General features: G+C 60.2%; 12 protein-coding genes. 8 read left to right on the top strand and 4 right to left on the bottom strand.

The window, feature by feature from the left end:
* Positions 1-333: 333 nt before the first annotated feature.
* The 3 genes from GIW28_RS29455 to GIW28_RS29445 all read right to left on the bottom strand — a co-directional run bounded on the left by GIW28_RS29455 (position 334) and on the right by GIW28_RS29445 (position 2427).
* Positions 334-867, bottom strand: coding sequence for an REP-associated tyrosine transposase (locus GIW28_RS29455; RefSeq protein WP_026013773.1), 534 nt, complete (start codon positions 865-867; stop codon positions 334-336).
* Positions 868-1002: 135 nt separating this feature from the next.
* On the bottom strand, positions 1003-1203 hold the full coding sequence (locus GIW28_RS29450; RefSeq protein ID WP_017137985.1) for a hypothetical protein: 201 nt from the start codon (positions 1201-1203) through the stop codon (positions 1003-1005).
* Between the two features lie 183 nt (positions 1204-1386).
* Positions 1387-2427, bottom strand: a complete 1041-nt coding sequence (locus tag GIW28_RS29445) for a threonine aldolase family protein (protein WP_017137986.1) — start codon at positions 2425-2427, stop codon at positions 1387-1389.
* A 90-nt stretch (positions 2428-2517) separates the two neighbouring features.
* Between GIW28_RS29445 and GIW28_RS29440 the strand changes: the two genes are divergently transcribed.
* A complete protein-coding gene (locus GIW28_RS29440) occupies positions 2518-3246 on the top strand; it encodes a TraX family protein (protein WP_017137987.1) in 729 nt (242 codons plus the stop codon).
* On the opposite strand, the gene GIW28_RS29435 is transcribed toward GIW28_RS29440, so the two are convergent.
* A complete protein-coding gene (locus tag GIW28_RS29435; protein ID WP_236446061.1) occupies positions 3211-4863 on the bottom strand; it encodes an NAD(P)/FAD-dependent oxidoreductase in 1653 nt (550 codons plus the stop codon). The genes GIW28_RS29440 and GIW28_RS29435 overlap by 36 nt on opposite strands.
* 318 nt (positions 4864-5181) lie before the next feature.
* On the opposite strand from GIW28_RS29435, the gene glyA reads away from it, so the two are divergent.
* The 7 genes from glyA to fdhA all read left to right on the top strand — a co-directional run bounded on the left by glyA (position 5182) and on the right by fdhA (position 14161).
* Entirely contained in the window at positions 5182-6435 is a 1254-nt protein-coding gene (glyA, locus tag GIW28_RS29430; RefSeq protein WP_099550385.1) for a serine hydroxymethyltransferase, read from the top strand.
* Between the two features lie 22 nt (positions 6436-6457).
* Entirely contained in the window at positions 6458-7708 is a 1251-nt protein-coding gene (locus GIW28_RS29425) for a sarcosine oxidase subunit beta (RefSeq protein ID WP_010207084.1), read from the top strand.
* Positions 7709-7723: 15 nt separating this feature from the next.
* The gene (locus GIW28_RS29420) at positions 7724-8026 is read left to right on the top strand and encodes a sarcosine oxidase subunit delta (protein ID WP_015886243.1); all 303 of its coding nucleotides are present in this window, start codon (positions 7724-7726) and stop codon (positions 8024-8026) included.
* Positions 8023-11040 carry a sarcosine oxidase subunit alpha gene (locus tag GIW28_RS29415; RefSeq protein ID WP_099550386.1) on the top strand — a complete coding sequence of 1006 codons (3018 nt, stop codon included), beginning with the start codon at positions 8023-8025 and terminating at the stop codon, positions 11038-11040. Before GIW28_RS29420 ends, GIW28_RS29415 begins: the two co-directional genes overlap by 4 nt.
* A 124-nt stretch (positions 11041-11164) precedes the next feature.
* Complete coding sequence (locus GIW28_RS29410) at positions 11165-11797, top strand: sarcosine oxidase subunit gamma (protein ID WP_099550387.1); 633 nt, start codon at positions 11165-11167, stop codon at positions 11795-11797.
* Between the two features lie 123 nt (positions 11798-11920).
* Entirely contained in the window at positions 11921-12778 is an 858-nt protein-coding gene (purU, locus tag GIW28_RS29405) for a formyltetrahydrofolate deformylase (RefSeq protein ID WP_056857793.1), read from the top strand.
* Positions 12779-12961: 183 nt separating this feature from the next.
* Positions 12962-14161: a formaldehyde dehydrogenase, glutathione-independent gene (fdhA, locus tag GIW28_RS29400; protein WP_017137993.1), complete on the top strand. Its 1200-nt coding sequence runs from the start codon at positions 12962-12964 to the stop codon at positions 14159-14161.
* The last annotated feature ends 423 nt before the right edge of the window (positions 14162-14584 follow it).

The following is a 14584-nucleotide window of genomic DNA, read 5'->3' as shown; positions in this document are numbered from 1 at the left end:
TCCCACGCAGAGCGTGGGAACGAGCTGTTTGAGTGTCCCCGATCGTTCCCACGCTCCGCGTGGGAATGCAGCCCGTGACGCTCCGCGTCACAAAGTGCCCAGTATTCAAGTCATGCGCATAGAGCGGAACGCGGAGCGTCCCAGGAGACATTCCCACGCAGAGCGTGGGAACGAGCTGGTTGAGTGTCCACCCCCCGATCATTCCCATGCTCCGCGTGGGAATGCAGCCCGTGACGCTCCGCGTCACAAAGTGCCCAGTATTCAAGCCATGCACATAGGGCGGGACGCGGAGCGTCCCTGGAGGCATTCTCACGCAGAGAGGGGCGGCGGGCACTAGTGCCACTGTTGAATTTCGATGAGCCCTTCCTGCCCTGCGTAATTGCGCGCACTGGAATACCGCCAGTGTTCGGCTAGGTCCACATATCCTCGTTTCACCGGGTTGTGGTGAATGTAATCAAGTTTCTGGTGCATCACCCCCTCGCTGTACACCAACTCAGCGTGTGCGCCTTCCTGCCAAAGTTGATAAGCCCGGTCTACCTTGTGCGCCCGTTTGCTGAACCGCAGGCGTTGTAATAAACGCTCTGCGCCTCGGCGCTGCAAATCATCAATGATGGTACGGGCGGTAAAGGATTTGAATTGGCTCACGCATTTGCCAAGGTCGGGAGCCTGAGCGACGAAGTGCAAGTGGTTTTCGAGAACGACGTAGCCGAAGAGATTCAGGGCGTGGTGGTTTTGTTGATATCGCCAGCAGTCCAAAAGATGACCAACGATGTAGTCACGGGTGAACAGCGGTAGCCACTCCATGACGGTGCAGGTGAGGAAGTGCGGCTTTTCGGGTTCGGTGATGACGTAGCGGCTTCTGCCCATGGATTCGTCCTTGAATCTGGGTGCGGCTTGGACGCAGAGCGTCCGGGGATGCATTCCCACGCATAGCGTGGGAACGATCATGTACATTCAGTTAATCGCGCCCGCGCGAGCGTGGGAGCGATCGGGTCAGCTTGGTTAGCGTGCGTATATCTGTATGGCGAACTGCTCACCTGATGCTGTCAGTTCAAAGGTTTTTTCGGTGATGACCAGGGTTCTTGAAGGCTCCCTGATGGTGTCACCGACTTTCGCCAGTTTCCTGAACTCATCCCAGCTCACAAACGTGGTGCTGAGACTGCCTTCCTGCAACGCTTTAGTGTTGTAGCATTGAACTTCCATGGTCTAACCCTCTGCTGGATTTCCGTTTCCGACCGATTATTCGGCAGGCAGTTGTGCCCGAAAGGTGGCCGCTGCAGCGGCGTTTTCCTTTCGGGTTCCAAGAGGCTAGACGATGAAAGTGGACTGTGATGCTGTCGGAAATACCAAATAACAGTCTCGGCAATGCGCCAGTATTCGTGAGGCTTAAGCGTTCATCACTTCCCTAATGTCTGCGGCTAATTCTCTTACGCGTTCTTCTTCGGTATCCCACGCACACATGAACCGTGCGCCACCTTTGCCAATGAAGGTGTAGAAGCGCCAGCCCTTGGCCGTCAGCGCTGCGATGGCCGGTTCCGAGAGTTGCAGGAACACGCCGTTGGCCTGTACCGGGAACATCAGTTCCACGCCGGGAATGTCCGCCACCAGGCTGCTGAGCAATTGGGCGCATTGGTTGGCGTGGCGGGCGTGTTTGAGCCAGGCATCGTTTTCCAGCAGGCCCACCCATGGGGCGGAGAGGAAGCGCATTTTCGAGGCCAACTGGCCGGCCTGTTTGCAGCGGTAATCGAAGTCTTCAGCCAGTTTGTGGTTGAAGAACAGGATGGCTTCGCCTACTGCCATGCCGTTTTTGGTGCCGCCGAAACACAGTACATCCACACCGGCTTTCCAGGTCAGGTCGGCCGGCGAGCAGCCCAGGAACGCGCAGGCGTTGGAGAAGCGCGCGCCGTCCATGTGCAGGTTCAGGCCCAGCTCTTTGCAGGTGACGCTGATGGCGCGGATTTCTTCCGGGGTATACACGCTGCCCACTTCCGTGGCTTGGGTGAGAGTGACCACGCGCGGTTTGGGGTAGTGGATGTCCTGGCGCTTGAGGGCGATCTCGCGGATCGATTCGGGCGTCAGCTTGCCGTTTTCGGTGCGGGCGGTGAGCAGCTTGGAGCCGTTGGAGAAGAACTCCGGCGCACCACATTCGTCGGTTTCGACGTGGGCGGTTTCCGAGCAAATCACGCTATGGTAGCTCTGGCACAGCGAAGACAGCGCCAGGGAGTTGGCCGCGGTGCCGTTGAAGGCGAAGAACACTTCACAGTCGGTTTCGAACAAATTGCGGAAACCGTCGGCGGCACGGTGGGTCCACTCATCGTCGCCGTAGGCGCGTTGATGGCCCTGGTTGGCTTGTTCCATGGCGGCCCAGGCTTCCGGGCAGATGCCGGAATAGTTGTCGCTGGCGAATTGTTGGCTATTGTCGGTCATGGCCCATTCCTGTGGTCGATGTTGGTGCGCACTGTAACCAAGATTGTCGCGGGTGCGCACGCACTGTAAATGCAAAGTCACTGGGGAATTATGCACGGTACACACACGTTGGCTGTCGGACGCGTCCGCGATGGCGCACTGGATCTGCTCAAGTGGCTGGCGCTGCTGAGCATGGTGCTCGACCACTTGCGTTATGTCGGTTTGAGCCTGGACGGCCTGTACGTGCCGGGGCGCCTGGCGTTTCCGTGGTTTTGCCTGGCGATTGCAGCCAATTTGCACCGGGTCGCCAATGCTCCCGTCACCGGCCAGTGGCGCTACCTGGGCTGGCTGTTGCTGTTCAGTGTGATCAGTGAAGTGCCCTACCGGATGTTTATCGAGGATGCCGATACATTGAACGTCTTGCCGACGTTGGCGCTGGGGTTGCTGGTTGCCCGAGGATGGCAGCAGAAGGTGCTTTTTGATCGAGGATTGGCGCTGATTGCCCTAGTCATCGCGGCGCTGTTTTCTGCCCAGCTGATGTTCGGGTTTTTCGGTGTGTTACTGCCGCTGGCGATGCTGCTGGTGTTTAACCGGCCATGGTATTTCAGCGTGTTGCCGGGTTTGGTCTGCGTGGCCGCCAATCAATGGCAGGTTCTGCTCAATAGCGGCACGCCTGTGGCGCTGATGGGGTTGGCCGCTTGCCTGATTGCGCCCTTGGCGGGTTTGGTCTTGTTGCGACACGGCAAAAACGTCTCGCCACCGGCGATGCGCCGCTGGGCTTACGCGCTGTATCCGTTACATTTTTTACTTTTGTTGGGGGTTCGAAAGGCCATTGGCTGACATCGACTCGAGCCAACAAGGTGGGAACGGATGAGCCGCATAGAAATCGCGCATTTTTTGTACGTCGCGCTCGAACCAATCTCGCAGCCACTGGCAATATTGAAGTGAAATAGCCTGCCTGTGCGTTGGGTTGAGGCTTTCGTCGGCAATACATTGCGCAGCCATCATTCCTGACATCAGCGCCTTGAGTACGCCATGAGAGGCGCCCGGGTCCAACCTGCTGGCTGCGTCTCCGATGATGAAATAGCCTTTACCCGCTGCCTGATCACAGATTGACCAAGTGACATCTGCCCCCCGGATCTTTCCTTCACACGGTAAGTGTTCAAAACAGGCTGGAACAGCCGCCATCTTCGGTGATTTATCTTGCACAAAGTGCAGTCTCGTCCAGTGATAAAGCTGCTGGCCGATGTGAGCCGTCCAATACCAGCCCGATGGGTCTGCGAAGATGCCCAGTGCGCTGTCTTCGACTGTTCCTCGCTTATAGCCATACGCGGCAGTCAGCGGGGGCGAGCAGCGACGCGATGTCAGCCTTAATTGGCGTGCAAGCCAGCCGTGAGCGCCACTGGCATCAATAAGGTGCCTGCAAAACAGTTGCCCGGCCTGGGTCTGGAGGCCCACCACTAGATCTTTTATCTGCAACACGGTCTTTGCCTGGCAGGGTTGCAGGACGTGGACACCTGACGCGGCTGCTCGATCCAGCAGCAACCCGTCCAGCATTGCTCGGGGAATCTGAAACCCCCGCCAAGGTCCGTTTTGGTCTTGCCCGAAAGGCACAAAGTGTCGTTCAGTGTCCCACCTCACCCAAGTACCCGCAGGCCGGACGAAGGCGTCGCCGCGGATTTTTTCAGCCACACCCAGTTGCTGAAGCAGAGGCTCTATGCCGGGGTGCAGGGTTTCACCCGGGCGGTGGCGCGGAAAAGACAGGCGCTCAATCAGTGCCACTTTCAAGCCCTGTTGAGCGCAGCAAATGGCCGCCGAGCAACCCGCCGGGCCGGCACCTATTATGATCACGTCATAGCGGCCTGCGCTGTCGGGCGTTGCCATGCTGAATGTGTCGATAAACCAATTTCCAGGTGTGGTGCTCAATGAAAGTTTGACGCGCCGGAAAGCATCGATTCGCCGTTGATATTCCTGCGAGTCGACTTTGCCTGTGAGTGCCAATGAGAACTTCCCGTTCAGCGCGTTCTCTGTGTAGTCGGTATAGAAGTAAGTTTCGTACGCTCTATGGGGCGCGTAATTGGCGACGTATTTTTTTGGAGCGGGTACGCCATCCCACGGGAAACCGGCACTTTTGCCGATCTCCTGATCCAGCATTGGTTTTACGGTCGGACCCGCCCCGACGTTTGGTGGATAGGCTTGTGCTGAGTCTGATGCAACTGCAGGCCAGAATGAACTCAACGCTGCGCAGAGCTTGGCATCCTCGGGGAATGGGCTGCCCAGCCTGTAGGCTGCCAGGTGCGCCACGCTGCCCAATTCGGGGTCAGTCGTCACAAGGCCAACATCCCAGCCTGGCGCGAATATCCCTGCGCTCGCATCGGGAAGGCACCACGCGCACCGTGCAGGTGTAACGCTTTGCGTCAGCGGCGTAGCCAGGTTGGGCGAAGAGTCGAGCGCCATGCCCGCGTTCCTCAACGGTGTAGGGCGTCCAATCTGTTGGACTGAACAGTGAAAGCGTCGAATACATGAGCTGGCGCTGTTTGAGTGGCAAGCGTAGCCAAGTTTTCAGGCGTGTGAGGCTTAAAGTGTCAGGTTTCTGTTTCTAAATCTTCAGGCGGCCCGAGCCATCTGCGTGTTTTATCGCCCACCCGCGAAGCCATGTCGTAAACGCACCTTTGCGTGGCGTGCGTAGGCATTTGACCTCGCTGCGCCAGCCCTACCATCGCATCAAAGGGCCCTGCGAGGGCCTCAACAATACGAAAGGCTGGGAGAGACGCGATGTTCAGCAAAAAAGACCAGATCCAAGGGTATGACGACGCATTGCTGGCGGCGATGAATGCCGAGGAGCAGCGTCAGGAAGACCATATCGAGCTGATCGCGTCAGAGAACTACACCAGCAAACGCGTCATGGAAGCCCAGGGCAGCGGCCTGACCAACAAATACGCCGAAGGCTACCCAGGCAAGCGCTACTACGGCGGCTGCGAGCATGTGGACAAGGTTGAAGCCCTGGCCATCGAGCGCGCCAAACAACTGTTCGGCGCTGATTACGCCAACGTGCAGCCACACTCCGGTTCGTCCGCCAACAGCGCGGTGTACCTGGCGCTGATCAATGCCGGTGACACCATCCTGGGCATGAGCCTGGCCCACGGCGGCCACTTGACCCACGGCGCCAAAGTGTCGTCCTCGGGCAAGCTGTACAACGCCGTGCAGTACGGCATCAACACCGATACCGGTTTGATCGACTACGACGAAGTTGAGCGCCTGGCCGTCGAATGCCAGCCGAAAATGATCGTGGCCGGTTTCTCGGCTTACTCCAAGACCCTCGATTTCCCGCGCTTCCGTCAGATCGCCGACAAGGTTGGCGCACTGCTGTTCGTCGACATGGCCCACGTCGCCGGCCTGGTTGCCGCGGGCCTGTACCCGAACCCGCTGCCTTACGCCGATGTGGTCACCACCACCACCCACAAAACCCTGCGCGGCCCACGTGGCGGTTTGATCCTGGCCAAGGCCAACGAAGCCATCGAGAAGAAACTCAACGCTGCCGTGTTCCCCGGCGCCCAGGGCGGCCCGCTGATGCACGTTATCGCCGGCAAGGCCGTGTGCTTCAAGGAAGCGCTGGAGCCCGGTTTCAAGGCTTACCAACAACAGGTGATCGACAACGCCCAGGCCATGGCAGACGTGTTTATCAAGCGCGGCTACGACGTGGTGTCCGGCGGCACCGATAACCACCTGTTCCTGGTCAGCCTGATCCGCCAGGGCCTCACCGGCAAAGACGCGGACGCTGCCCTCGGCCGCGCCCACATCACCGTTAACAAGAACGCCGTACCGAACGACCCGCAGTCGCCGTTCGTGACCTCGGGCCTGCGCATCGGCACCCCGGCGGTGACCACGCGGGGTTTCAAGGTGCCGCAATGCATCGAGCTGGCCGGCTGGATCTGCGACATCCTCGACAACCTCGGCGACGCCGATGTCGAGGCCAACGTGGCCAAGCACGTGTCTGCCCTGTGCGCTGATTTCCCGGTTTATCGCTGAGCGCGGTTTTGGAGTAATGACTATGCAACGCTACTCGGGCTTCGGCCTCTTCAAGCACTCACTCAGCCACCACGAAAACTGGCAGAAGATGTGGCGCACGCCCACACCGAAAAAGGTCTACGACGTGGTTATCGTCGGCGGCGGCGGGCATGGTCTGGCGACGGCTTACTATTTGGCCAAAGAGCACGGCATCACCAACGTGGCCGTGGTCGAGAAAGGCTGGCTGGGCGGCGGTAACACCGCGCGCAACACCACCATCGTGCGTTCCAACTACCTGTGGGACGAGTCGGCGCACCTGTACGAACACGCGATGAAACTGTGGGAAGGCCTGTCCCAGGACCTGAACTACAACGTGATGTTCTCCCAGCGTGGCGTCTACAACCTGTGCCACACCCTGCAAGACATCCGGGACTCCGAGCGTCGCGTGAGCGCCAACCGCCTCAATGGCGTGGACGGCGAGTTGCTCAACGCCAAACAAGTGGCCGACGAGATCCCGTACCTCGACTGCTCAAAAAACACCCGCTACCCGGTACTCGGCGCCACCGTGCAACGGCGCGGCGGCGTAGCCCGCCACGATGCCGTGGCCTGGGGCTTCGCGCGCGCCGCTGACGCACTCGGCGTGGACCTGATCCAGCAGACCGAAGTGATCGGCTTTCGCAAGGAAAACGGCGTGTGCATCGGCGTCGAAACCAACAAGGGTTTTATTGGCGCCAAGCGCGTGGGTGTGGTCACTGCCGGTAACTCCGGGCACATGGCCTCGCTCGCCGGCTTCCGCCTGCCAATCGAATCCCACCCGCTGCAAGCGCTGGTGTCCGAGCCGATCAAGCCGATTATCGACAGCGTGATCATGTCCAACGCCGTGCACGGTTACATCAGCCAGTCCGACAAGGGCGACCTGGTGATCGGCGCCGGTATCGACGGCTACAACGGCTACGGCCAGCGTGGTTCTTACCCGGTAATCGAACACACCATCCAGGCCATCGTCGAGATGTTCCCGGTGCTGTCGCGGGTGCGCATGAACCGCCAGTGGGGCGGCATCGTCGACACCACGCCGGACGCCTGCCCGATCATCTCCAAAACCCCGGTGCCGAACATGTTCTTCAACTGCGGCTGGGGCACCGGCGGTTTTAAAGCCACTCCAGGCTCAGGCAACGTGTTTGCCGCCAGCCTCGCCAAGGGTGAAATGCACCCATTGGCAGCGCCATTCTCCATCGACCGTTTCCACAACGGTGCGTTGATCGACGAACACGGCGCTGCGGCCGTCGCCCACTAACAGGAGAAATTCCCTATGTTGCATATCTTCTGTCCTCACTGTGGCGAACTGCGCTCCGAAGAGGAATTCCACGCGTCCGGCCAAGCGCACATCCCGCGCCCGCTGGACCCGAACGCCTGCACCGATGAAGAGTGGGGCGACTACATGTTCTTCCGTGACAACCCACGCGGGCTGCATCACGAGCTGTGGATCCATGCCGCCGGTTGCCGTCAGTACTTCAACGCCACCCGCGACACCCTGACCTACGAAATTCTTGAAACCTACAAGATCGGCACCAAGCCGCAATTCACCGCCAAGGCTGCTGGAGAGAAGGTATGAGCCAGATCAATCGCCTGTCCAACGGTGGCCGCATCGACCGCAACAAAGCCCTGACGTTTACCTTCAACGGCCAGAGCTACAAGGGCTTTGAGGGCGATACCCTGGCCGCAGCCCTGCTGGCCAACGGCGTCGACATCATCGGCCGCAGCTTCAAGTACTCGCGCCCGCGCGGCATCTTTGCAGCGGGCGCCGAAGAGCCGAACGCGGTGCTGCAGATCGGCGCCACCGAAGCCACCCAGATTCCCAACGTGCGCGCCACGCAACAGGCGCTGTACCAGGGTTTGGTCGCCACCAGCACCAACGGCTGGCCGAACGTTAACAATGACGTGATGGGCATTCTTGGCAAAGTCGGCGGCAAGCTGATGCCGCCGGGTTTCTACTACAAAACCTTCATGTACCCGCAATCGTTCTGGATGACTTACGAGAAGTACATTCGTAAGGCTGCGGGCCTTGGCCGCTCGCCGACCGAGAATGACCCGGACACCTACGACAACTTCAACCGTCATTGCGACGTGCTGATTGTGGGTGCCGGCCCTGCTGGCCTGGCCGCGGCATTGGCCGCTGCGCGCAGCGGTGCCCGCGTGATTATTGCTGACGAACAGGAAGAATTCGGCGGCTCCTTGCTGGACTCACGCGAAAGCCTCGACGGCAAGCCGGCGACCGAATGGGTTGCCAGCGTGATCGCGGAACTCAAAGCCCTGCCGGACGTGGTGTTGCTGCCGCGTGCCACCGTCAATGGCTACCACGACCACAACTTCCTGACCATTCACGAACGCCTCACCGACCACCTCGGTGACCGTGCGCCGATTGGCCAGGTGCGCCAGCGCATCCACCGTGTGCGTGCCAAGCGCGTGGTGCTGGCGACCGGTGCGTGCGAGCGTCCGTTGGTGTACGGCAACAACGACGTGCCGGGCAATATGCTCGCCGGTGCAGTCTCTACCTACGTGCGCCGCTACGGCGTGGCACCCGGCAAAAAACTGGTGCTGTCGACCAACAACGACCACGCCTACCGCGTCGCGCTGGACTGGCTTGATGCGGGCCTGCAAGTGGTCGCCGTGGCTGATGTGCGTCACAACCCACGCGGCGCCCTGGTGGAAGAAGCCCGCGCCAAAGGTATTCGCATCCTCACCGGCAGCGCCGTGATCGAAGCCCGTGGCAGCAAGCACGTGACCGCTGCACGCGTGGCGGCGATTGACGTCAAAGCACACAAAGTCACCAGCCCCGGCGAGTGGCTGGACTGCGACCTGGTGGCCAGCTCCGGCGGCTACAGCCCAGTGGTTCACCTGGCTTCGCACCTGGGCGGCAAGCCGACCTGGCGTGAAGACATCCTCGGTTTTGTGCCAGGCGAAGCCCCGCAAAAACGTGTGTGCGTCGGCGGTATCAATGGCGTCTACGGCCTCGGCGATTCCCTGGCCGATGGTTTTGAAGGCGGCGTGCGCGCAGCCAGCGAAGCCGGGTTTGCACCGGTGGAAGGCACGCTGCCAAAAGCCTTGAGCCGTCTGGAAGAGCCAACCCTGGGCATTTACCAGGTGCCCCATGACAAGCCGACCGCACGGGCGCCGAAGCAATTTGTCGACCTGCAAAACGACGTCACCGCTGCCGCCATTGAGCTGGCGACCCGCGAAGGGTTCGAGTCGGTCGAGCACGTCAAGCGCTACACCGCGCTGGGCTTCGGCACCGATCAGGGCAAGCTCGGCAACGTCAACGGCCTGGCCATTGCGGCCCGCTCGCTGAACGTGACCATCCCGCAGATGGGCACCACGATGTTCCGCCCCAACTACACGCCGGTGACCTTCGGCGCCGTGGCGGGCCGTCACTGTGGGCACATTTTTGAGCCGGTGCGCTACACCGCGCTGCAAGCCTGGCACGTTAAAAACGGCGCCGAGTTTGAAGATGTCGGCCAATGGAAACGCCCTTGGTACTTCCCGCGTAACGGTGAAGACCTGCACGCCGCCGTGAAGCGCGAATGCCTGGCGGTACGCGACAGCGTCGGCCTGCTGGATGCGTCCACCCTCGGCAAGATCGATATTCAAGGCCCGGATGCCCGCGAGTTCCTCAACCGCATCTACAGCAACGCCTGGACCAAGCTCGACGTGGGCAAGGCCCGCTACGGCCTGATGTGCAAGGAAGACGGCATGGTCTTCGACGACGGCGTCACCGCCTGTCTCGCCGACAACCACTTCCTGATGACCACCACCACCGGCGGCGCCGCCCGCGTGCTGCAGTGGCTGGAAATCTACCAGCAGACCGAGTGGCCAGACCTCAAGGTGTACTTCACCTCGGTCACCGACCACTGGGCGACCATGACCTTGTCCGGCCCCAACAGCCGCAAACTGCTGGCCGAAGTCACCGACATCGACCTGGATAAGGACGGTTTCCCGTTCATGACCTGGAAGGAAGGCCTGGTTGGCGGCGTACCGGCGCGGGTGTTCCGTATCTCGTTTACCGGCGAGCTGTCGTACGAAGTCAACGTGCAGGCCGACTACGCCATGGGCGTGCTCGAACAGATCGTTGCGGCCGGCAAGAAGTACAACCTGACGCCTTACGGCACCGAGACCATGCACGTACTGCGCGCCGAGAAGGGTTTCATCATCGTCGGGCAAGACACCGACGGCTCGATGACCCCGGACGACCTGAACATGGGCTGGTGCGTAGGCCGTACCAAACCGTTCTCGTGGATCGGCTGGCGCGGGATGAACCGTGAAGACTGCGTGCGTGAAGAACGTAAGCAGTTGGTGGGCTTGAAGCCGATTGACCCGAATGTATGGCTGCCGGAAGGCGCGCAGTTGGTGTTCGACCCTAAACAGTCGATCCCGATGAAGATGGTCGGCCATGTGACCTCAAGCTATGCGCACAACTCGCTGGGTTATTCATTTGCGATGGCGGTGGTCAAGGGCGGCTTGAAGCGTATGGGTGAGCGAGTGTTCTCACCGCAGGCGGATGGCAGCGTGATCGAGGCAGAGATTGTGTCCTCGGTGTTCTTCGACCCGAAAGGCGAGCGGCAGAACATCTGATAGACCGAGTCGCCTGCATCGCAGGCAAGCCAGCTCCCACATTTGGAATGCGTTCCCCTGTGGGAGCCGGGCTTGCCCGCGATGAGGCCAGAGCAGTCACCACAGAATTCAGAACAGGTGCTTTATGACAGCAGCCAATGTTTACCAACAACGCCCCACCACCGGCGCCAAGGCCGAGTCGTCGCTGCACCATGCCGACCTCGCCAGCCTGGTCGGCAAGGGCCGCAAGAACGCCGGCGTGACCGTGCGTGAAAAGAAACTCCTCGGCCACCTGACCATCCGTGGCGATGGCCATGACGCCGCGTTCGCCGCCGGTGTGCACAAAGCCCTCGGCATCGAACTGCCTGGCGCCTTGCAAGTGATCGTCAAAGGCGAAACCAGCCTGCAATGGCTCGGCCCGGATGAGTGGCTGTTGATCGTGCCAAGCGGTGAAGAGTTTGCCGCCGAACAAAACCTGCGCGCTGCCCTGGGTGAGCTGCATATCCAGATCGTCAACGTCAGCGGCGGCCAGCAGATCCTCGAACTCAGCGGCCCGAACGTGCGCGACGTGCTGATGAAGTCCACCAGCTACGACGTGCACCCTAATAACTTCCCGGTGGGCAAGGCGGTGGGCACGGTGTTCGCCAAGTCGCAGCTGGTGATCCGCCACACGGCTGAAGACACCTGGGAGCTGCTGATTCGTCGCAGCTTCTCGGATTACTGGTGGCTGTGGCTGCAGGATGCGTCCGCCGAATTTGGCCTGAATGTCGTTGCATAACGATCGTTCCCACGCTCTGCGTGGGAATGCATCCCGGGACGCTCCGCGTCCCAAGAGGGGACGCAGAGCGTCCATGGCGGCATTCCCACGCAGAGCGTGGGAACGATCAAGGAGTCACGCACAATGAGCCGCGCACCCGACACATGGATTTTGACCGCCGACTGCCCAAGCGTGCTCGGCACGGTGGACGCGGTCACCCGCTACCTGTTTGAGCAGGGCTGCTACGTCACCGAGCACCATTCGTTCGATGACCGTCTCTCGGGCCGGTTTTTTATCCGCGTGGAATTTCGTCAACCTGAGGGTTTTGACGAGCAAGCCTTCCGCGATGGCTTGGCCACGCGCGGTGAAGCCTTTGGCATGATCTTCGAGCTGACGGCGCCGAACTATCGGCCAAAAGTAGTGATCATGGTGTCCAAGGCCGATCACTGCCTGAACGATTTGCTCTACCGCCAACGCATCGGCCAACTGTCGATGGACGTGGTCGCGGTGGTGTCCAACCACCCTGATTTAAAACCTTTGGCCGACTGGCACCAGATTCCCTACTACCATTTCCCCCTCGACCCCAACGACAAACCGTCCCAGGAGCGTCAGGTGTGGCAAGTGATTGAAGAGACCGGCGCCGAACTGGTGATTCTTGCGCGCTATATGCAAGTGCTGTCGCCGGAGCTGTGCCGCAAGCTCGATGGCAAGGCCATCAACATTCACCACTCGTTGCTGCCCGGTTTCAAAGGCGCCAAGCCGTATCACCAGGCCTACAACAAGGGCGTGAAACTGGTGGGCGCCACGGCGCATTACATCAACAACGATTTGGATGAAGGCCCGATCATCGCCCAGGGCGTGGAGGTGGTGGATCACAGCCACTATCCCGAGGACTTGATTGCCAAGGGGCGTGATATTGAAGGGCTGACGTTGGCGCGTGCAGTGGGGTATCACATTGAGCGGCGGGTGTTTTTGAACGCCAATCGAACTGTCGTTCTTTAGATTGCTATCGCGGGCAAGCCCGCTCCCACATTTGATGTGTGAATACCTTTGAATGTGGGAGCTGGCTTGCCTGCGATGAGGCCATCAGCACCAACACAAGGAAACAGCATCTGTACCCGAGCACTTAAACGCGCCGCCTGCCTGGGCGACGCGGTTCCATAAAAACAACAGCGAGGTGAAAGCATGTCTGGTAATCGTGGTGTCGTGTATCTCGGCAACGGCAAGGTCGAAGTACAGAAAATCGACTATCCCAAAATGCAGGACCCCCGTGGCAGGAAGATTGAGCACGGCGTCATCCTGCGCGTGGTCTCCACCAACATCTGCGGCTCCGACCAACACATGGTGCGCGGCCGCACCACTGCCCAGACCGGCCTGGTACTGGGGCATGAAATCACCGGCGAAGTGATCGAGAAGGGCAGCGACGTCGAGAACCTGAAGATCGGTGACCTGGTGTCGGTGCCATTCAACGTGGCGTGCGGCCGCTGCCGCTCGTGCAAAGAACAACACACCGGCGTGTGCCTCACCGTCAACCCGGCCCGTGCCGGTGGCGCCTACGGCTACGTCGACATGGGCGACTGGACCGGCGGCCAGGCCGAATACGTGCTGGTGCCGTATGCCGACTTCAACCTGCTGAAACTGCCGGACCGCGACAAGGCCATGGAGAAAATCCGTGACCTGACCTGCCTCTCCGACATCCTGCCGACCGGCTACCACGGCGCCGTCACTGCCGGCGTTGGCCCAGGCAGCACCGTCTACATCGCAGGCGCCGGCCCTGTTGGCCTGGCCGCTGCCGCCTCCGCCCGTCTGCTCGGCGCAGCGGTAGTGATCATCGGCGACGTCAACCCGATCCGCTTGGCCCACGCCAAGGCCCAGGGTTTTGAAATTGCCGACCTGTCCAAAGACACCCCACTGCACGAACAAATCGCTGCCTTGCTGGGCGAGCCGGAAGTGGACTGCGCGGTAGATGCCGTAGGCTTCGAAGCCCGTGGCCACGGCCATGAAGGCGCCAAGGCCGAAGCACCGGCCACCGTGCTCAACTCGCTGATGGGCGTGGTGCGTGTGGCGGGCAAAATCGGTATCCCTGGGCTGTACGTTACCGAAGACCCAGGTGCTGTTGATGCTGCCGCGAAAATGGGCAGCCTGAGCATTCGCTTTGGGCTGGGCTGGGCCAAATCCCACAGCTTCCACACCGGGCAAACGCCGGTGATGAAGTACAACCGCGCACTGATGCAGGCGATCATGTGGGATCGCATCAACATTGCTGAGATCGTCGGTGTACAGGTGATCAGCCTGGATGACGCGCCGCGTGGGTACGGCGAATTTGATGCGGGCGTGCCGAAGAAGTTTGTGATTGATCCGCATAAGATGTTTAGCGCGGCGTAAGGCGATAGATAAGGGCGGCCCTGGGGTCGCCCTTTTTTTATCGCGAATCAGTCTGTGATAAATAACCAGCTGCTAAACATACCGGCAAAGGATAGGTAGGTAACGAGTGTCGGTACGACCATCCAGCACTTGAGGTGCAGGGGGATTTTTTCAACGTCCTCAACAAGCACCATCCCTCGCCACTGAACCACTTTTGGGATAAGGATGACAAGGCCCATGGAAAATACGCGTTGAGGCCTTCCTTCAAAATGAGTATTCCGAAACGTGTGCCTGCATCCGACGATAAAGCTGCTGTACTGCAGGTAACTTTCTGCTGCGTCGAGCCTTGTGTACATGGCGCAAAAGGTGAGTGGAAAACTGAGAAACATCAAGAGGAGTGAGCCCATACCAAGGTAGCCCCAGAACATTTAATTACTCACAGTC

This window comes from Pseudomonas sp. PA-5-4B (assembly GCF_021606215.1).
Classification (GTDB): domain Bacteria; phylum Pseudomonadota; class Gammaproteobacteria; order Pseudomonadales; family Pseudomonadaceae; genus Aquipseudomonas; species Aquipseudomonas edaphica.
This window is presented reverse-complemented; position numbering and strand designations above follow the sequence as displayed.